Genomic DNA, 19,623 nt, shown 5'->3' on the forward strand with positions numbered 1-19,623 from the left:
ATGTTCAATCAAAATATTGAGTGTAAGGAAATAATGGACACCGTAGAAGAACGTTCTGAAAATCTCTCTTTTGATGACCAAATCAAAATTGTAAATGATTTGGAACAGTATATATTTGAAAAAATTTATTCTAGTTTAGAATTCCGCTCAAAGATACATAATCAAATAAAACTAGATCCTCTAAACTTAGTCAAACTCAAGTATACGATATTTGATAAAAGTTTACTTTGCCAATCTTTTTATCAAATTCAAGCTGCTACACCTTTAAATTTCTTCAAACTTATTCATGACAAAATTCTTAAAACAGCAATCTACATATTACATGATCAAGGTATGTTTAAAGAATCAGATGAAGATCGAGTAAAAAGGTTATGTAGGGATACTGTCAAAAAACCTATTTCTTGTCCAAAAGATAATGATGAAGTTCCTTGTGAGATTTGTAAAGATAAAGTGCTTTGTAAAAAAGGTGGTGATATAGCTGAGAAACTGGATTTTGAATATTTGCCTAAACATTATCATGAAATCATTTCAGACATAAAAAGCTATCGTTCCTCCATCGAAACTAAAAATCATACGCAAGCAAAAATTATTTATAAAAGCTTACTCCAGCAATACTCAAAACATCGTGATTGTTACGTAGTCGAATTATTACCTGAAAGCTTTCAAAACACGATCGATAAAATTCAACTCAGCTATCTTTCACAAGAACCTGATGAAATCAAAGAAAAAGCTTATCTCGACTTTGTTGAAGAATTTATCAAGAAATACGAATATGATCATGTGTTACTTTGGAATGCGTTAAATTTTTCAAGACAGGATCAGAATACGCTCAAGGAATTGTCTTTTCTTTCATTTCGATTCATTGGTCCATTAAAAAATAAGTTTGCTATACGCCAACACAATTCAAAGATCCAGTTCCTGAAACCCAAAAAAATAATACTGTTTGAACAGCTTATGGAGTATCTGGACAAAAAAGCGACAGCATATGTACGTGAGATTTTAATGCAAATGTATGATCGAAAAGAAAATATATATATAAAACAACAAGGAAATATTGACAAACTTTTACGAACTTACATTAAAAAATATCAGACAAAAATATTAAACAGAAAACAACAGGTTAAGATTATTGCTAAGATTAAAACTAAATTTACACCTCAAATAATACAAATATTAGAAGACAAACAGGATAAAAAACACCAACAGCTCAATTTTAAAATGCAACTGCAAAAGCACATTGTGCGAAATCTGACAAATTCGTCAACAGGAACTATAAGCAGTGAGCCTGTTTATGACCCGTACTTATTTACTCCTACTGCATCTATCCATGACACAGATACCCTAACTGAACTTAAAACAAAAGCCACTCGGAATAAATCTGCTAAAAAGCAGAAAGGTTTTCAGACTCAGGAGCATCCAACTACTCAGCCTAAAAGAAATTTTATTGGTGATACTAAAAGGATGCTCAAAAAGAATCATGAAATCTATCAATCGTTGAAAAACCTTTTAAATGATTAAGTTCATCATTTCACACTGAGAAATATATTGGCTCCACGCACTTCCTGCTCCAAATGCAATTACATTTATGTACCTTCTAATCATTGGTTCAACACCTTCCTGATTGACCCAACGCTATAGAAGGAAATCTAAATGTCTACTCTCCAAAATACAGTACAAATGCTGCGTCTACATGAGCTGATTAAACTGATCGGTTTATCTCGGTCATCCATTTATGACCGACTCAACCGACGGTCTAAACGCTACGACCCTAATTTTCCCCGCCCGTTGAAGCTTAACAATGCCTCACGGTGGTTACTCTCTGAAGTTGAAGAGTGGATTGAAAGTAAAATTTCAACACGCAATCAAGGGAATACTGAGAGCTAACGCTGTACTTGTAAATTCAAAACATAATGCAGCTGTGCAATGCATTCTCAAATGATGTGGTTCTAGGATTTTAGACCACGCCTATAAGTGATAATCTACTCCCCAATAAGCATGGGAAATGCTTGTTTTTGGAGTCAACCATGACACGAAGAAAACGTCGTAATCATTCAGCAGAGTTTAAAGTTAAAGTTGCTCTCGCAGCAATTAAAGGCGACCACACACTCGCTGAACTTTCTACTCAATTCGATTTACATCAAAACCAAATCATCGATTGGAAAAATCAACTGCTTGAGCAATCAGTCAATATTTTTTCACGACCAACAGCACAACAAGAACCAGAGATTGACCTCAAAGCTCTACATGCCAAGATAGGACATCAGGCATTGCAAATTGATTTTTTAGAAGGTGCGCTCAGAAAAATAGGGCAGCTGAGCGGCAAAAAATGATCGATAAGACCCATCAACTTTCGGTACGACAACAATCGCAATTGATTCAAATCAATCGCAGTACGTTGTATTACAAGCCCAAAGAGATTTCATCAACTGATTTGAGTTGGATGCGTCTAATCGATGAAATTCATCTCGACTACCCATTTATGGGCAGTCGAATGATACGAGATATGCTACAGCGTCAAGGACATCAAATAGGTCGGCGTAAAGTCCGACGTTTAATGCGCTTGATGGGAATACATGCCTTGTATCCAAAACCCAATACCAGTAAGCCTAATCTTGCACACCGTATTTTCCCATATCTGTTGAAAAACATGGTCATCGATCACTCTAATCAAGTCTGGTGTACAGATATCACGTACATTCCTATGGCTAAAGGCTTTGTCTATCTGTGTGCAATTATAGATTGGCATAGTCGTAAAGTACTGGCTCATCGAGTATCGATCAGTATGGAAACAGACTTTTGCATAGATGCGTTGCAAGAAGCAATTGTGAAATATGGTTGTCCTGAGGTGTTTAATACAGACCAAGGCAGTCAATTCACAAGCGAGGCATTTTTGAATGAGTTAAAATTGCGAAATATCCGTATCAGTATGGATGGGAAAGGACGATGGATGGATAATGTAATGATTGAGCGTTTATGGCGCAGCGTGAAGCATGAGGAAGTCTATTTGAAGGCTTACGATACGGTTAAACAAGCGAAACTATCAATTGCTGAATATTTGGATTTTTATAACATGATACGTCCTCATTCAAGTTTGAATAAGGCAACACCAAATGAATTTTATGATCAACATTTACTAAAAGTAATGGCAGCATAATTTAAATATTTAGAGCGGATTTATCACTTATAAAACTGAATTGAGTGGTCTAATTAACGGAACCACATTACAAATTATAAGTATGGTTAGGCTATCATTTTAATTTTCAATGAATTACGGTCTTATATATTTACTATTACTCTATATCTATAAATCAAAGAATATTCTATCTATTTATAGATGATCAGTAGTTTTAAAGTATTCAGATATATCAATACTCATATGACCATATAGGTTGTTGGTGTATAGACGTACTGGTGTAGTAAATATGACTAAAACTCATCCTAAGTTAACTTAACCAACTTACATCCCATCATGGATACTGCGCTAAACAGTATCCATTGGATGCTTATACCCAGAATACTGATCACAGTTGCGCTTTTAACTTTAAATCGAGTTTAATTTATATGCGCATTATAAATGTAAATGCTGGTCGGCATATGGGAACACATGACCAATGGCTCCAGCAATTTGAAACCGAACTGCAAATTACTCCAGTCAACGATGGCGATAAAACCATCTTTGTCGGACATTCACTGGATAACATCACAGCTCCTGCTTTAGGGAGAGCTAAACTGGTCAAACAGTTCAAAAAACGTAACTTCCCTGAAGTCACAACTGAAACGAAAATACTATCGAATGGTCGCTATGGCTTTGCCGTCAAACACCCTGCTCAAATGAGTAATTTACCTTCTGATATTGCAGAACTTATAAACTATTCTACGCTTTCAGACATTATGAAGGGTCTTGATATTCAGGCATTTGATTATGCACTAAGCCAGATGTCAGAGGATGAATTAGATCTTCTACGTAATGGCACACCTCTATCTTCCAGTCTAAAGGAGAATTTGCTCCCGTACATTAATGCAATAAATAAGTTTATTGGATTAATTCGTGCCTTTTTTCGTCGCCCGAACATCAGACGCAAAGTTTACGATGAGCGGAAGAATCTGAAAAAAAATAAGTCTCGAATGATCGAAATGTTCAACTCTTTAATTGAACGGTATTCGCGTGTAGTCGTTGTTCGACTTGATTTATATCTCAAGCATAAACCTGAAACATTACTGCAAACCTGTTTCAAAGCTGAAGATTGTTTATCTAAAAATGATTTTGATGCATTTAAAAAGTGTGTTGAACAATTATTAGAAAACAAGCGGCATAATCCTGTGTTGAAACAAGCCATCGGTTATATTTTTCGTTTTGAATATACGCCAAGACGTGGATTCCATCTGCATACATTCTGGTTTTTCAATGGGAATAAAAATCAGGAAGACATTAGCCTCGCACAAGGTATTGAAAAGCTTTGGAAAAAAGTGACCAATGATCAAGGTTATGCCTACATCTGTAATATGCGGAAGCATACTTATGAAAACTGTTTTTTAGGCACGATTGAATACAACCAATCGCAGAAAAGAAAGTGGCTTGAAGATGGCTTTGATTATCTCTGTAAAACCAGCCAGTTATTCATTTTCAGCAACATGAAAAATGGACGACGTTTCCAGATTAGTCAGCCTTTAAAACCACAGACTCGTGGTCGTCCGAGAAAAAACCACCTAGAATTCAATGCCTTTGCGGGAGATGAAGCATGATTAGATTACAGCCTGACGAATCCTATGCATCTCTACTCAGTACTCACCATATCACTCAAGCGTATATCCAGCCTTTTATTGGCTATATACCCAATAATCGCCCTCCTGTTGGCTTGGATGATTATCTGAAGTTGTATCTCATGATTACTGAAAATAAGACTTTTAAGATTATCTCCAAACAACCAACTTACGACTATCTGGTGCCTCATGTTTATCTAACGCCCAAGGGGGTTAATTTACTCAAGATTATTCAGGATATTCCGATTAATCCTTTCCTGACAGGTAAATTTTCAGATGTGATCATCAGACCTGAAATAAAGCTGATGGTTGATTTACTGTACAAGCACAGGCTCATTGACTTTCCACTTGGATTGTATCAACAGTTTGAAGCAGTTGTTGATGGGTTCTGTCAGGATCTAAAAGTGAGATCTAAAACACGAGATTTTATGAGCTTGAAAAATCACTGGGATTCTTCATTTGGCAATTCTAGAAAGGCTTATAATCGTTTTGAAGAAGCTGTCTTATGTAACAATTCAATGTTTCAGGTTCATTCATTGCTTGTTTCTGCTGAGTTTATGAATGTTGATGATTTTTCAATGGATCAGAGAACATTTAGTCCTGTGACTGTTGAGGATATGCTGCGGGCCACGTCGAGTAAAATTATCGAAGCAGTCTGGGCTAACAATGCTGAAAATCACACTCTAGGTATTTTGTCGAAACAGGAAACGACTATTCGAGGTTTTAGGAGTATTCGGCTCATATTTTTTGTAGCACGCGAAGATACCGACTTTACCCCTTTTGCTGAATCTCAGCTCTATACAGATGTTGAACCTTTTGTATTCCGAGAAGGTAAAACCAGTATTGGGTGGAGTGATATTACCTGCATGAACTCAGGGGTAGAGCCTTTGGTTAGAGGTGGATCAGGAAATTTGAACAACACTTATAAGTGATATTTTGCTCCCCAAATGATGTTATAAACATCAATATATGGAGTATTTTATGACACGTAGACCAAGAAGAAATCATTCAAATGACTTTAAAGCTAAGGTAGCACTTGCTGCGATTAAAGCAGAAAAAACACTTGCTGAATTGAGTGCTGAATTTGATGTTCATCAAAACCAAATTATTGACTGGAAAAATCAACTGATTTCAGCTTCCTCGCAAGCTTTCGATCAATCAAAAGCTCCAACAGAACCACCCATCGATCTAAAAAAACTACATGCAAAAATCGGTGAGCAGGCATTAGAAATTGATTTTTTAGAAGGTGTGTTGAAGAAACTGGGTCGCTTCAACCACAAAAGTTAATCGATGACTCACTTCAGATTTCAGTATCTAAGCAAGCTAAGCTGCTGAAAGTCTCCCGTGGTTGTTATTACTATCGCCCAAAACCTGTGAGTGAATCAGATCTGAAGCTGATGCGCTGTATGGATGAGTTACATATGCAATACCCTTTTGCAGGTAGCCGTATGATGCGTGATTTATTGAATCGTCAAGGACATCATATAGGACGACGTCATACACGTACTTTAATGAAGAAAATGGGCATTAATGCGTTATATTGCAAACCAAATTTAAGCCAGGCTAATCAAGCTCACCGTAAATATCCATATCTGCTCAAAGGATTGGCTATTCAGCGCAGTAATCAAGTGTGGTCTACGGATATAACGTATATCCCTATGGCAAAAGGCTTTGTTTATTTATGTGCTGTGATTGATTGGCATAGCCGCAAGGTACTTGCGCATAGAGTATCGATTAGTATGGAGGTTACATTTTGCATAGAAACATTAAATGAAGCTATTGAAAAATATGGCCGACCTGAAGTCTTTAATACAGACCAAGGCAGTCAGTTTACCAGTGATGCATTTATTGATGTATTGAAATCAAATGGCATTCAAATCAGTATGGATGGTAAAGGTCGATGGGTTGATAATGTGATGGTTGAACGATTATGGCGGAGCGTTAAATATGAAGAGGTGTATCTCAAAGCCTACAGCAATGTTTTGGATGCGAAGAAGCAATTAAACGCATATTTTGAATTTTATAATTTGAAACGACCTCATTCGAGTCTGGACAAAATGACTCCAGATGAGTTTTACTATGACCAGCTACCACAACAAAATAAGGTAGCTTAACTAGAGCAGAGTATCACTTATAAATAAGCTTTTAGTTGTTCAAACAAGTGGGACCACCTCTGGTTTATGGTATAGAATCCAATTTTTACGATACAAATCAGAACTACATTGGGATGCGACTTACCACTTTAAAATACAGTTTGATTGGTCCTGAATACTGGGTTCGGTTTAAGTACACCAACACAACGTTTAAAGTCGAAAAAAGTTCATATTAATCAATCGAATTATATTTAAACACACCGCTGTAACCCCGAAAGTTTCGGCTTTCGGGTTATTTCGTCTGACCTTGAGCCAGATAAGGCGCATATATTTAGGAGGTTAAAGGTAAACTATTCAACAAAGCCTTTCGCTCACGCCATTGGGGAAGAAACCGATCCATATACATTACAAAACGATCATTATGATGACGCTCAATTAAATGCACCAGTTCATGCACAAGAATAAACTCCAAACATTCAACTGGTTTTTTCGCCAATTCTAAATTCAGCCATATTCTTTTCGACAATGGATTAGCACTCCCCCAACGGGTTTTCATTTTACGAATACCAATAAAACTTGGTTCTACACCAATTCTAGTAAGTAAAGATGAACAGCGTAAATTAAGTTTTTCCTGTAGTTGCATTCGATAAAATGCTTCTAGTAATTTCTGTTTATTTTGGGTTGAGGTAGTTGCATGAACATACATATCAAGCCGATTAGCATGGGAAAATTCAATGCGATGCTGTCCAGATGTTGCCACAATATTTAAGCGATATTTTTTCCCCCAAACATAATGGCATTCCCCACTGACCATTTCTCGGATTGATTGACGAGATTGATTAAGAAAAGCCGATTGCTGTTTCTTTATCCATGGAATACGACTAATTACCGCCATGCGTATAGCCGTATCAGACATAGTAATAGGAGCAGATACCCTGACTTTTCCATCTGGTGGCAACACACTCAAATGTAAGTTCTTGATTGCCTTATGGTGCAGCTCTACCTCAAGCTCACCAATATGTAGCCATTGCATCACCAATATTCTCGTTGCGCTTTAGCAAGCTCCATGACACTTTGAATATCAATATCATAGCCTTTTGTGTCTTGCTGTATTGCAAATGCAATTTCACGTTCTTTAAATTTATCGCCCACCCAATCTGCCTTTTTAGTATAGCGAATAACACTATCAATCTTTGTGGCTAGTAACTCATCCTTTCCAAAATTATCATATAACGCTCGTTTAGCACTACTATCCATAGAGCTAGGATAATGTGATGTGCTTTTTTCAGGGCGAATAATTTTACTAGATAAATCACGGATATGTTTTAAATATTCTTGATATTCAATGGCTTTTTGACGACGTAATTCTATCAATTCATCTAACAAAACTGACATTTGTTCGTAGTATTTTGGATTCACGGGGTTTTCATCAATAATTGTTTTACGAACATTATTTTCGATAGTTTCAGCCATCGCTTGTTCGTCATTGCGAATATCTTTAGGCAATGCATCCAACGCATCTGCACCTTTTTCCACAATCAACTCTATCAAGCCTAACTCTTCAAAGTCCATCAATACTTCGCTGTCTTCAGCACGAATATACATATCGAGTAGATGACGCATAGCAGGCTCAAAACGTTTCATGTCAAGCAAATCGCCGCTAGCAATTTTGACTTCATCACGCACTTTTTCAAAATGTATGACTTCGGCTCGAATAGTTACAATCTGCTGTTCATTATAGCCAGCCTCTTGCATTTCATTGGCAATATTTGCAAAAGCACGGATGAGCTTCACCACATTTTGATAAAGCGCTAAACGGAGAGCTTCCTTTTCAATGAGTTCATCTTGATTATGCCCTGATTCCCCGCAAAAATAATGAATATAGTCCTGAGTGTTTCGAGGTGCTTTAACAGGCTCACACAATGCCTTGACCATTTCTAAAGCAGTATCTAAATCTAATTTAGCCTGCTGTAAACGGTCTTTTAATAATCCTTCAACGTCGTCCTTATCATAACCATCAAAAGCCTCCTGAGTATAATCAGAAATAGCTTGGTCTATAGATTTAAATAAGTCTTTATAATCGACAATATAACCATATTCTTTATCATCACCGTCCAAGCGATTGACCCGACAAATCGCTTGGAATAAATTGTGATCTGCCATGTGTTTATCAATATACAAATAGCTTGCTGATGGCGCATCAAAACCTGTTAAAAGCTTATCCACTACAATCAATAATTTCATCTGTGAAGGTTCGTCAATAAAACGTTTTTTAACAGATGTCTCAAACTCTTCGACAAGGCTTGCTGCTTCTTCTTCCGTTTTCTCGAAATAATCCGCTAGCATTTTGCGGTAAATATCATATTTAAATAGTTTTTCGGTGAGTCCCTCGCCTGTTTCTTCACCTTTGATACTGGCAGGGGTCGGCTGAAAACTAGTCACAATAGCAACTTTACCAGCCAAATCAGTCTGGCTAAACATTTCGTAAGCCTTACATGCCTGATAGACACTGGAACAAACCAATATGGCATTACCATGCCCATCCATCAAGCGTGGCTTTGTTTCCATATCCAGTAAAATATCATTTACGATTTGCTGTAAACGAGATTTACTTGATAAGACCTTTTGCATTGTTCCCCATTTCTGTTTAAGTTGGGTTTTTGCTAGGCGTGACAGCCCACGAGTCTTTGCTTCAAACCATTCATCAATTTTTTTCTGTGAACTAATATTTTGGTCAATATCTCGTGCTTCATAACGCAAATCAAGAACAACACCATCGGCAACAGCTTCATCAAATTTATAGGTATGAATATAAGAACCAAATACTTCTATTGATTTCTGTTTATCCTTTTTCATCAAAGGTGTACCCGTAAAACCAATGAACATGGCTTCAGGTAAAATCGCTTTCATTGCCTCGTGTAATTTACCTGATTGGGTACGATGGCATTCATCAACAAAAACATATACATTACCTTTAGCTTTAAAGTCTTTAGGCATGGATTGTTTGAGCTGTTCAATAAATTCATTCGTTGCAGCATCATCGTCTGCGTCTGAAGAACGACCAAATTTATGCACCAATGAACATATAAGCCAAGGGGTTGGCTGATTCAGTGTTGCAACCAAATCCGCACCACTTTTTGTACGATAAATTTCTTCTTCTACACCAGTAAAGACTTTCTCAATTTGCTCATCCAACTCAGTTCGATCTGTGACAATAAGTACACGGCTATCACTGACATTTTCTCGTATCCATTTAGCTAACCACACCATTGTCAGACTCTTACCTGACCCTTGGGTATGCCAAATAATACCACCCTCTCGTTTGGCAATACGTTGCTTTGCAGCTTCAATACCGAAAAACTGATTATGTCGGCAAGTTTTTTTCACACCCGCATCAAAGACTATAAAATCATGAATGATTTGCAAAAACCGTTGTTTATTACACATTCTACCTAAATGATAATCGAGTTTATGTCCCTCTACGTGATTAGGCTCTTCTTTCCATTCCAGATAATATTTTTCAGGTGTTTCAATCATGCCATAGCGCAATCCTTGCGTGTCATTACCCGCCATCACCAGTTGTATTGTGCTAAAAAAATTACGGATAAAATCTTTTTTTTGATTATCTAAATTTTGTCGAATGCCCTCAGATACATCAACCAATGAACGTTTCAGCTCTAATACACCCAAAGCAATCCCATTGATATATAGCACAATATCTGGGCGTTTTTTATTTTCACCTTTAATATAAACTTCTTCAGCAATTGCAAAATCATTTGCTTCAGGATGATGCCAATCAATGAGCCAAACGGTTTGATTTAGTTCACCAGCACCTTCTTTATCTTTAACTCCGTAACGCAATAAGCGATATACATCTTTATTGGCATAATAAAGTTTTTTGCCTTCACCCAATGCAGTTGCAGTATCGAGTTGGCGCATGGTTCTGTTAATCAAAGCATCACTGATACCACGTTTTTTAAGCCAAGCAATTAAAATGTCGTGTTCAATATTTTTATTGTCATTTCTATCTTGCCAATCGCCTAAATAACGATAGCCTAATTGTTGCTGAAAAAAATGCACCACTCGATTTTGGGTAATGCGTTCACGCTGACCGACTTGGCTCATTTTTTATCCTTATCTAGCGATACAAAACTGTTTTTAAATAATCTTCTGTAAGTTCAAATTCAGGTTCTTTACCTGTTAAGGCTTTAGTCAAAGGTACAATTTTTGTTCTTACGCCCATACCACGATAATCAACATAACCATAATCACGCAAGACCTCCATCACAATGGTATTACGAGGCGAACGCTGACCTGCTTTCATTTTTTCTACAGTCATTGAATTGGGTAATGTGCCTGGGCTAATAATTTCAAGCCGATTTGAATAAGCAGAAACCTCAATTTCTACAAAACGTGTCCAATCACGGTGAGCCAAAGCATTAATCAATGCTTCACGCACAGCTTCAAGAGGATAAAACCACTGTGTTTCTCGTCTTAACTCTATATTTACTTCAGCCGATTGTTGTGAAATAAATGGCGTCATGGCTTGCATAAAACGTTCAATAATGCCCCCATCGATCAAACGCTTATCTCCATTGCTCATATCCCAGCGACCAACCATTGCACCATCAAGAATTTCATCCAAAGCCGTTTGATAGTCTTTATCATCACCCTGAAATGCCATCACTCTTAAACCAGCTTGCTTTAAATAGCGTCGTGGATTTTTACCAAATAAAATCAAACCTGCAATCGTGCAGCAAATATTTCCAGCAGCTTCGGTCAGAAAACCCAATCCAAGTAATCTGGCTTGCCATGCCTCTGTTGATTGTGGTACATCAGGATCACGCAAAATATCTCGAATATAGTTCATCAGACGTGCATCATCTAGACAACTCATATCTGTACGAGGCACAGGCATGACTTCTGTATGTAACATACCACCCAGTTCAAACAGACGCATTTGCTGCTCTCGAGTTGCCAACCGTGAGGTTGTTCCAACACGGATATAAATTTCTTCTTTACCACTATGTCGCAATACATAAGGCTTAGAAATACCAATCGGAAAACTCACGACAGCAACTGTTTTACCATCATCAAGTTTTACCTCTTCGTAAAAAGGTAAAATCATCGGGTGAATTTTACTTTGAAAAACATTCATCACCCATTCTTCAAGGTCTGGTCTTTGTATCCCACTCACCGTGCCATCATCTTCAACACCAAATAGCACTCGCCCACCTTGAAAGTTGGCCATGGCAACCACTTCTTTGGCAAATTGTTCTGGGCGAATATCATCACGTTTAAATTCAATGCCTGAGTTTTCACCGTTGGCAATGATTTCCAATAACTCTGTTTTTAGCATGATCTACTTCCCAGCCCTAAGTAATCTAATAAAACATGACTCTGCCTGAAACTTTATATCACCCCAAGGCATCATTCTTTGCTTAGGATAAGACATATATAGCCAACGTCGAGCTCGTGTTACTGCCACAAAAGCGTTGTTCTTCTCTTCTTCTAACTCTTTAGCTGTCTTAGCCCGATAGTCAGGAAATACTCCCTCACACATACCAATTAAAAATACAATGTCTTTCTCTAATCCTTTCATGGTATGTACCGTACTTAAAGTTAGACCGCCATCAATATCATGATCTGAAAGTTGACCGAGAGCCAAGGCATTTCTAAATGCCGTCAATGAATCCCCCAAACCCTTTCTTTTAAATTTAGTCCATGCACAACTAAATTCATTCAACTCTTCAAGGCTCAATCTAACTTCTTCTATTTCATCACTAAGTGCGCTTTGTTGATTTTCTACTGAAGACTTTAAAGCAATATCAAGCTCTTTTATAAATTTAGGTATATTAGGATTTTCAACATCCAAGCCATCAATTGTTAAGAGTAGTTTTGCCAATAATGCACTGCTTTCCCCCTCAATAGTTTCATCAACCTGAACTGCCATATTTGATAAGACATCTACATCCCACTTCTCAGGTTCTACAATACCTAATACTTGACATAACTTTTTACCGTTCACCCAATCTTTAGGATTTAATTTAATTCGGATAGCACAATCCAGTACCTTACCAAAAGTTGTTGATGGTTCAAGTTGTCTCTCACCTTTTCTTAATGAATAAGGTATTCCCTTGTCTTTAAGAATTGCTTCTAATTTGTGAAAGACAAATCTATTCCGCGCAATCACCACCATTTTATTTAAGGATATTTCTCCCTCAATTTCGGCATGACTTTTTAAATCCAAGAGTTTCCTAATCTCATCAACAACGGCATTTGCTTCTGCTTCTTCTGTATCAAAATCTTTAATTTGCACATTACCATCTAAAGCATACTCAACCTCAGTTTGAGAGTTTGGTCTTAATTTATTTGCTGCCCCAATAACAGCTTTAGTACTTCGATAGTTTTCTTTTAGCTCAAATTGTTGAGGATAAAAATCATGGATAAATTCCTCATTGAGATATCGATCTGATGACCCATTGAATCCATAAATCATTTGGTTAGGATCACCTACCATCAGAACACTTTTGATCACATCACCGCACAATACTTTTATAAACTCATATTGAGTCTTATTTAGATCTTGAGCCTCATCTACGCATATATGCTTGTATTTGGAACGATATATTTTTGCAATCCATTCATGTGTCAATAGTATTTTGTGGGCATATATCAAAATGTCATCATAATCAATGCCACCGCTATTGAGCAATGACTGTTGATAATCCTGAAATTTTTTCCAAATATTATTATTAGGATAGATTGAGGATATACCAGATTCTGTCAGCAATTCCCGTTTGATTTTTGAAAAAATATCCATATATGTTTGAAGTTTTTTTTCTCTGTTTTTCAACTCGTTTGAATCAGAAATATCTAAATACTTATCAACCTCGATTCCATCATCGCGTAGAGATTGCAAAAAGACTTCCATTCTGTCCCGATCTCTATCATAAATATGTAAATCCGTTGGTAATCCAATGGTATGACCATATTTTTCTAAAATACGTTGGGCAACTGAATGAGTTGTAGCAATCCATGCTCTATCTTGTATGTGTTCACTATGAGCCAAACGAGTGTTCATTTCCTCAGCCGCTTTATTGGTAAACGTTAAAGCAATAACACCCTCTTTTTTTGTCGTTTCCAAAATATAACGGATTCGCTCAGTCAAAACTCGAGTTTTACCTGAGCCAGCCGATGCAAGGACTTGAATAGCCCCACCAATAGGTGCTTCAACAATCTGACGCTGAGCTTGGGAAAGATTCATATCAGACTCCAGATTCAATTTCTTTAAAAAGATCAATAATCTTTTGTGGGAACGACTCTTTTGGTAACTTAATCAAATTTCCTGTAATTGCTTTAGCATACTGCGGCTTCTTTTTGTCAATAATCTCAAGGATTGCCTGATTTACCCCATCTTTCCCACTAAAATCTCGTAACACATCTTCAAAAATAGGTTGATTACACGTTGTACATGGTGGCTTATTTGTCTTAATTCGTTTTAATAGTTCTCCATTTTTTTTCTGAATCCATTCATCAATTTTCCCCTCTCCGTCAACTTCACGAATAGTTTGCTCAATTAAGTCATTAAACCCTTGGCTAAATAAGTAGCCCTCAAAATCTGTTCCAGTTAGAATAAATATATTAGATGTATTTTCAACGTCGGTATCGCCAAATATTTTTTCATAATTCTTTTTCAGCGCTTTAATCGTTTCTACTTCACCATCACTAAATACAAATAATGGAATATTTAGATCTTTTGCTAAAATGAAAAATGGGCGATATTTCGCACCTGAGCCATTGACGCCAACAAAATTAATCCCAAGTGCGAATGGGTGCTGTCCGGTATATGCTTCAAATAATTCAGGCAGTGCTTGCTCTTCAGTTTCTCCCTCTGACAACACGATGGCTTTAGAAAATAAAAGTTCACCACGAGAATGGACAACTTCTCTTTTTAGTTTTCTTAAATCATCATCTTCAAAGTTATCTCTGAGTTGATATACTTCAACTGAATTGCCAGTTTTTCTTAATGACCTAATTTCATGTAATTCTGCCAAACCAGCGATATAAGGTGAATGTGTGCTGATAATCACTTGACCCGTTGTATCAATCAACTGCTTATATAAAGTCCGCTGTGCATTGGGGTGTAAATGTGCTTCGGGTTCTTCTGCTGCCAAGATCGGAAAGAATGGCTCTACCTCGTCCTCATGCTTTTTTACCATTAATTCGGTAAATGCTTTTACTGTTAGCATCGAAGCCCAGCTACGAGTTCCCATGCCATGATATTCCATTGAAAAAGAATCTTTATCAGACTCTCCAAAATGCACACTAAACCGTTTAGAAAGATCACGGATTTTCTTTGGGAAAGGAGTCAGTTCTGTTTGACCAGAACCTGCAAATGATTGATTAAGTTTATCGAGATGCGTTTTCAAACTATTGAGATGGTCACTTTTCATAATAGCTTCTTGATTAACTTTTGCAACCATACGCTCTAATTCAGCTACATCATCTTCTTTGTATTCTACGCTAGATAATACACGACCAATAAAAGAAGTCTTTTCCTTTAGCTCATTATGAATATCTCGCTGGGCATCAATCGAAATAAAAGGTGTCGCTTCCAACCTTTTAGTTAATCTATTTTTAGTATTTACTGGAACATCTTGCCAGCCACTTATAGCCGCCCACACTTCTAAATGAAACCGTTCCACGGTGTAACCACCTTTTACCTTGTCTGGTTTCACTCTAGTGCGAATAGCAACATATTGTTTACCATCTGCTTCTGCCTGAATTTTATCCCCAAATTCATTTTGCCATGCCGTAGGAAATTCGTTTACTCTACCACTTTCATTCGTGGCAATAAATCGAACATCAACAGTGATTAACTCCTGACGTTTTTCATCATCTCCAATATGAAAATCTTCATCAGTCAAATAACGAGAATAATCCCCTAGTGCTAACTGTAATGCCTTAATTACAGAAGTTTTACCCGCATTGTTTTGCCCCAATAACACTGCCACTCTAGGCAGTGTTATTTCAATATTGGCTATCCCTCGAAATCCACAAATACGAACCACATCAATTTGAATACTCATGTGTTTACAGTTCCTTGTAATAGCCGTGTTTTCCCCGTCATCAGTTCTTGCATCATGCCTTGTTTGATTTGGCGGGTTTTGCCAAGGCGTTGTTCCAATGCCTGAATCTCTGTGTCCATATCGGATAGGATGGTGGCGATGGCGGTTTGTTCTTCTCTTTTGACTGGAGCAAACAATTGGCATGCGGCAATATCGCCATTTAGGATATGGGTTTGTGTTACCCCATCATCTAATGCGAGAAAATACTTGTGACGATTCATTATGAGTTGAAGGTACTTTGAATCAAAGACGTTTGTTCTAAATATACAGACTCGCTGATTTACAGCGTAAACATGGTCCTGATCAGCATAGAAACACTTAGCCAGTGCCTTTCCATTTGGGAGGTCACTCAAGACCATTAGAATATCACCTTTTTTTGCAGCACAATCATTCTGTGAGCAGTATTTGCGAACCTTCCCTTCAGTGGAAACAAATTTTGAATTCACAACAACGTACTCGCCTGATTCCACAACATACGGTTCGTGCGCTTTTCCATGAACAAGGTTTGCAATATCCAATAATGAAAAGACATCCCAATCCTCCGGTATTTCCCCCAACTCACTGGGTTTGGTGCCTTTTCTTGTACCATCTGCATGCAAAGCAAACTGCGGTAAACGAGTTTTACCTGTTAAAAGTTGCTGCATAGTTGCAGTTTTAATCGCTTGTTTTTTGCTAATCAGTTTTTCTAGTTCGCTGATTAAAGTATCGACATCAGATAATGCTGTGGCGATAAGTGTTTGTTCTTTTAAGCTAGGTTTTGCAACTTTAATTTTTAAACAATTTTGTTTGTTCAATTTTGGTTGAGCAGTACCCGAGTTTAATAAAGAATAGTCTAAGCTTTCTAAAAAGTCAGTTAAATAACCAATATCAAAATCATTTTTTGGCTTCATCACATGTGCGTGATTATTAACCCATATTTTACCTGATACTTTAAATGCAAGAGGTAAGTTTCTGCTTAAAATATTTTCGCCATCTTCACCTAACAAAATTAACTCATCATCAAAAATAAAATCGTTTACATAATCAACAATACCTGATGCACCGTAATATGGATAAATACCACTAATTTTTGCTCTATCTCCAGATTTAACAGGTCTTCTTAATCCATCTAAAAAATCTACTGCATTTTGTAATTCACTGATTTCCCAATCTTCAGGAATCGTCCCTATTTCTGTTTGTTTATAACCTTGTGGTATCTTCTCCTCCCTCATAGTGACCACTCCAAACCCATCGCTTTTAAATGCTGAGCTACTTTATCGCTTAAACTATCAACATTTTTGCTAATTTGTGGCAAAGGTTCTGCATAACGCTCATCCAACTCTTTCACTCGATTAGCAAGTTGTTGTGTGACTCGCTCAATTTCCGCTTTAATATTAGCTTTCAGTGTCGCAAGCCATTTATCCTCGACCACAAGGGTTTTAATCGCTTGCTCATCAAGCTGTGGATATTTTTGAAAAACTGCCAGATCCAAAGCATCCTGTAAGTCTTTGACTGCTTTTTTCAATGTACTTTCTTGCTCAAATAGTTTTTGCACCTGCTTTAACACACTAATTTCTTCGGCATCTTTACTCACTTTTAACCGAACTTTGACCGTAGCAGCCGTGACTTTATTTTTATCATTGAGTGCATCGACCAATAAGCCCTCATCACCACTATGCTCCTCAATAAAGCTCTCCAACTCTTGGCTAATGCTGTCAAGTTCGGCTTGTTGCGCATCAATCTTCTTTTGTTCTACTGCAAAATAACGTGCCACGATCAAAGACGGTGCAATAATTTCAGCTTTGTATTTATCTTTATTGATCACCAGATCAGGACTTTCTTTGAGTTTTTCACCTTTGATGACAAGCAGTTTTTTTAATACTTTGGCAGAGTTCCAACCATCTTGACTCAAAATAAACACATCATCCTGCATGACGCTATCCCAATAATCCATCAAAATCTGATAAATATCGTATTTACTTAACAATTGCATATCGGCATAACTGTCGAGTAAATCCTCACTGATACGATGAATAATGGCTTTGGGTTGTTCGCCCACTTGAATATTTCCAAGTGCTGCACGTTCACACCAAGCGGTAAATGGCTGCAAACTCTGCTCAGCAAAAGATTTAAATTCAGGGTGATTTAAAATTGTGCTTTTGACTTGAGCGGCTTCAACCAAGGACTTTACATAACCCTCTCGATCATCGGCAAAAAGCGTAGTGCGAATCGTTGGAAATACTTTCCAATACGCATTTAAGGCTTCGATATCACGCTGTGGAATCCCACCTTGTAAATGAGCCGTTAAATCTTGAATGTCTTCAGCTTCACTGGAATCAATATAACGAGGAATATTCAGGTTATATTCATTATCAGCAATTTCAGCTAAAGTCACCATACGGCTATAACGTGGTAATTCAAGCTGCTTGCTGAATACATCCACCACTTTGTGAATATCTTGGCTACGCAATCGGTTTTTATTGCCATCCTTGATAAAGCCCTTGCTGGCATCAATCATGAAAATGCCTGTTCGTGCTTGGGCATTTTCTTTATCCATCACGATAATACAAGCAGGGATTCCCGTACCGTAGAATAAGTTGGCAGGCAAACCAATAATGCCTTTAATATAACCTTGCTTAATCAGATTTTCACGAATACGAGCTTCTGCATTACCACGGAACAGTACGCCATGCGGTAAAATAACTGCACCTTTACCTGTACTTTTCAAGCTTTTAATAATGTGCAATAAAAACGCATAATCACCATTTTTCTCAGGAGGTACGCCCCACACAAAACGCTCAAATTTATCGTGTTCAGGATTAATCCCACTCGTCCAGTTTTTACTGGAAAATGGCGGATTGGCTACAGCAAAATCAAAGGTTTTAAGTTGCCCGTTGCCATCTTTCCATTGTGGATCGGCAATTGTATTACCTTGCCAAATTTTAGCGGTCGCATTGTCATGCAAAATCATGTTCATACGAGCCAACGCGCTGGTCGCATTGTCCATTTCCTGACCATAAATAGACAAACCTCGTGGAGCTTCATCACTGGCTTTTAATAACAATGAACCTGAACCACAGGTCGGATCATAAACACTAGCATCTTGTGGGGTATCATGACGAATCCCAATAACTTTTGCTAAAATACGAGAAACTTCAGCAGGCGTATAAAATTGTCCTTTTGACTTACCCGATTCGGTCGCAAAGTGACGCATCAAATATTCATAAGCATCACCAAGTAGGTCATCACCCTCAGCTCGATTTGATGATAAATCCAGCCCCTCAAAAATCCCAATCAGCTTAGACAAACGGTCTTGCATCTCCTTGCCTTTGCCAAGCTTGTCTTCATCATTAAAATCAGCAACATCAATCACGCCTTTCAGATCATTTTCTTCTGCCAATAATGCAATGATTTTATTGATCTTATCGCCAATTTCTTTATCACCTTTAAGTTTAAGCATATCGTCAAAACTCGCACCCTCTGGTACGACAATCATGCTATACGGATTACTTTTATATTTATCAGAGACATATTTCATAAAAAGCAAGGTCAGCACATAATCTTTGTACTGGCTAGCATCCATACCACCACGTAACTCATCACAACTTGCCCATAAGGAAGAATAAAGTTCTGTTTTCTTAATCGCCATGTTTGTTCGT

At 37.4% G+C, this 19,623-nt stretch carries 13 protein-coding genes; 6 read left to right on the forward strand and 7 right to left on the reverse strand.

What is annotated here, in order from left to right; all coding sequences use genetic code 11:
• Window positions 1-33: 33 nt before the first annotated feature.
• The 6 genes from F991_RS03805 (at window position 34) to F991_RS17035 (ending at window position 6,875) form a co-directional block, all read left to right on the forward strand.
• On the forward strand, window positions 34-1,518 hold the full coding sequence (locus F991_RS03805; protein WP_004669054.1) for a hypothetical protein: 1,485 nt from the start codon (window positions 34-36) through the stop codon (window positions 1,516-1,518).
• 132 nt (window positions 1,519-1,650) lie between these two features.
• On the forward strand, window positions 1,651-1,884 hold the full coding sequence (locus tag F991_RS17025) for a helix-turn-helix transcriptional regulator (RefSeq protein ID WP_004669055.1): 234 nt from the start codon (window positions 1,651-1,653) through the stop codon (window positions 1,882-1,884).
• 140 nt (window positions 1,885-2,024) lie between these two features.
• Window positions 2,025-3,154, forward strand: a protein-coding gene (locus F991_RS17030) for an IS3-like element ISAcsp5 family transposase (RefSeq protein WP_119026777.1) whose coding sequence is annotated in 2 segments (ribosomal slippage) — window positions 2,025-2,277 and window positions 2,277-3,154 — 1,131 coding nt in all. Because the reading frame shifts where the segments join, the coding sequence is not laid out codon by codon here.
• 407 nt (window positions 3,155-3,561) lie between these two features.
• Window positions 3,562-4,743: a YagK/YfjJ domain-containing protein gene (locus tag F991_RS03820; protein ID WP_004669057.1), complete on the forward strand. Its 1,182-nt coding sequence runs from the start codon at window positions 3,562-3,564 to the stop codon at window positions 4,741-4,743.
• Entirely contained in the window at window positions 4,740-5,693 is a 954-nt protein-coding gene (locus F991_RS03825) for a hypothetical protein (RefSeq protein ID WP_004669058.1), read from the forward strand. The genes F991_RS03820 and F991_RS03825 overlap by 4 nt, the downstream gene beginning before the upstream one ends.
• A gap of 37 nt (window positions 5,694-5,730) precedes the next feature.
• Window positions 5,731-6,875, forward strand: a protein-coding gene (locus F991_RS17035; protein WP_155757138.1) for an IS3 family transposase whose coding sequence is annotated in 2 segments (ribosomal slippage) — window positions 5,731-5,995 and window positions 5,995-6,875 — 1,146 coding nt in all. Because the reading frame shifts where the segments join, the coding sequence is not laid out codon by codon here.
• A 310-nt stretch (window positions 6,876-7,185) separates the two neighbouring features.
• On the opposite strand, the gene F991_RS03840 is transcribed toward F991_RS17035, so the two are convergent.
• Genes F991_RS03840 through F991_RS03870 form a run of 7 tightly spaced genes read right to left on the reverse strand, consistent with a single transcriptional unit; the run spans window position 7,186 to window position 19,613 of the window.
• Window positions 7,186-7,887, reverse strand: a complete 702-nt coding sequence (locus F991_RS03840) for a M48 family metallopeptidase (protein WP_004669059.1) — start codon at window positions 7,885-7,887, stop codon at window positions 7,186-7,188.
• Window positions 7,887-10,979: a type I restriction endonuclease subunit R gene (locus F991_RS03845; RefSeq protein WP_004669060.1), complete on the reverse strand. Its 3,093-nt coding sequence runs from the start codon at window positions 10,977-10,979 to the stop codon at window positions 7,887-7,889. Before F991_RS03845 ends, F991_RS03840 begins: the two co-directional genes overlap by 1 nt.
• A gap of 13 nt (window positions 10,980-10,992) precedes the next feature.
• Window positions 10,993-12,213 (reverse strand): RNA-binding domain-containing protein, encoded by a 1,221-nt coding sequence (locus F991_RS03850; RefSeq protein WP_004669061.1) that lies wholly within the window; start codon window positions 12,211-12,213, stop codon window positions 10,993-10,995.
• A 3-nt stretch (window positions 12,214-12,216) separates the two neighbouring features.
• Entirely contained in the window at window positions 12,217-14,121 is a 1,905-nt protein-coding gene (locus tag F991_RS03855; RefSeq protein WP_004669063.1) for an ATP-dependent helicase, read from the reverse strand.
• A gap of 1 nt (window position 14,122) precedes the next feature.
• A complete protein-coding gene (locus F991_RS03860; RefSeq protein ID WP_004669065.1) occupies window positions 14,123-15,946 on the reverse strand; it encodes an ATP-dependent nuclease in 1,824 nt (607 codons plus the stop codon).
• Window positions 15,943-17,196, reverse strand: a complete 1,254-nt coding sequence (locus tag F991_RS03865) for a restriction endonuclease subunit S (RefSeq protein WP_004669066.1) — start codon at window positions 17,194-17,196, stop codon at window positions 15,943-15,945. Before F991_RS03865 ends, F991_RS03860 begins: the two co-directional genes overlap by 4 nt.
• The gene (locus F991_RS03870; protein WP_004669068.1) at window positions 17,193-19,613 is read right to left on the reverse strand and encodes a type I restriction-modification system subunit M; all 2,421 of its coding nucleotides are present in this window, start codon (window positions 19,611-19,613) and stop codon (window positions 17,193-17,195) included. Before F991_RS03870 ends, F991_RS03865 begins: the two co-directional genes overlap by 4 nt.
• Between the last annotated feature and the right edge of the window lie 10 nt (window positions 19,614-19,623).

The organism is Acinetobacter sp. CIP-A165 (assembly GCF_000367985.1).
GTDB lineage: Bacteria > Pseudomonadota > Gammaproteobacteria > Pseudomonadales > Moraxellaceae > Acinetobacter.

Excerpts from the sequence above, each read along its gene's own strand:
- F991_RS03805 (WP_004669054.1), top strand. The coding sequence starts at position 34 with ATGGACACCGTAGAAGAACGTTCTGAAAATCTCTCTTTTGATGACCAA.
- F991_RS17025 (WP_004669055.1), top strand. The coding sequence starts at position 1,651 with ATGTCTACTCTCCAAAATACAGTACAAATGCTGCGTCTACATGAGCTG.
- F991_RS03820 (WP_004669057.1), top strand. The coding sequence starts at position 3,562 with ATGCGCATTATAAATGTAAATGCTGGTCGGCATATGGGAACACATGAC.
- F991_RS03825 (WP_004669058.1), top strand. The coding sequence starts at position 4,740 with ATGATTAGATTACAGCCTGACGAATCCTATGCATCTCTACTCAGTACT.
- F991_RS03840 (WP_004669059.1), bottom strand. The coding sequence starts at position 7,887 with ATGCAATGGCTACATATTGGTGAGCTTGAGGTAGAGCTGCACCATAAG.
- F991_RS03845 (WP_004669060.1), bottom strand. The coding sequence starts at position 10,979 with ATGAGCCAAGTCGGTCAGCGTGAACGCATTACCCAAAATCGAGTGGTG.
- F991_RS03850 (WP_004669061.1), bottom strand. The coding sequence starts at position 12,213 with ATGCTAAAAACAGAGTTATTGGAAATCATTGCCAACGGTGAAAACTCA.
- F991_RS03855 (WP_004669063.1), bottom strand. The coding sequence starts at position 14,121 with ATGAATCTTTCCCAAGCTCAGCGTCAGATTGTTGAAGCACCTATTGGT.
- F991_RS03860 (WP_004669065.1), bottom strand. The coding sequence starts at position 15,946 with ATGAGTATTCAAATTGATGTGGTTCGTATTTGTGGATTTCGAGGGATA.
- F991_RS03865 (WP_004669066.1), bottom strand. The coding sequence starts at position 17,196 with ATGAGGGAGGAGAAGATACCACAAGGTTATAAACAAACAGAAATAGGG.
- F991_RS03870 (WP_004669068.1), bottom strand. The coding sequence starts at position 19,613 with ATGGCGATTAAGAAAACAGAACTTTATTCTTCCTTATGGGCAAGTTGT.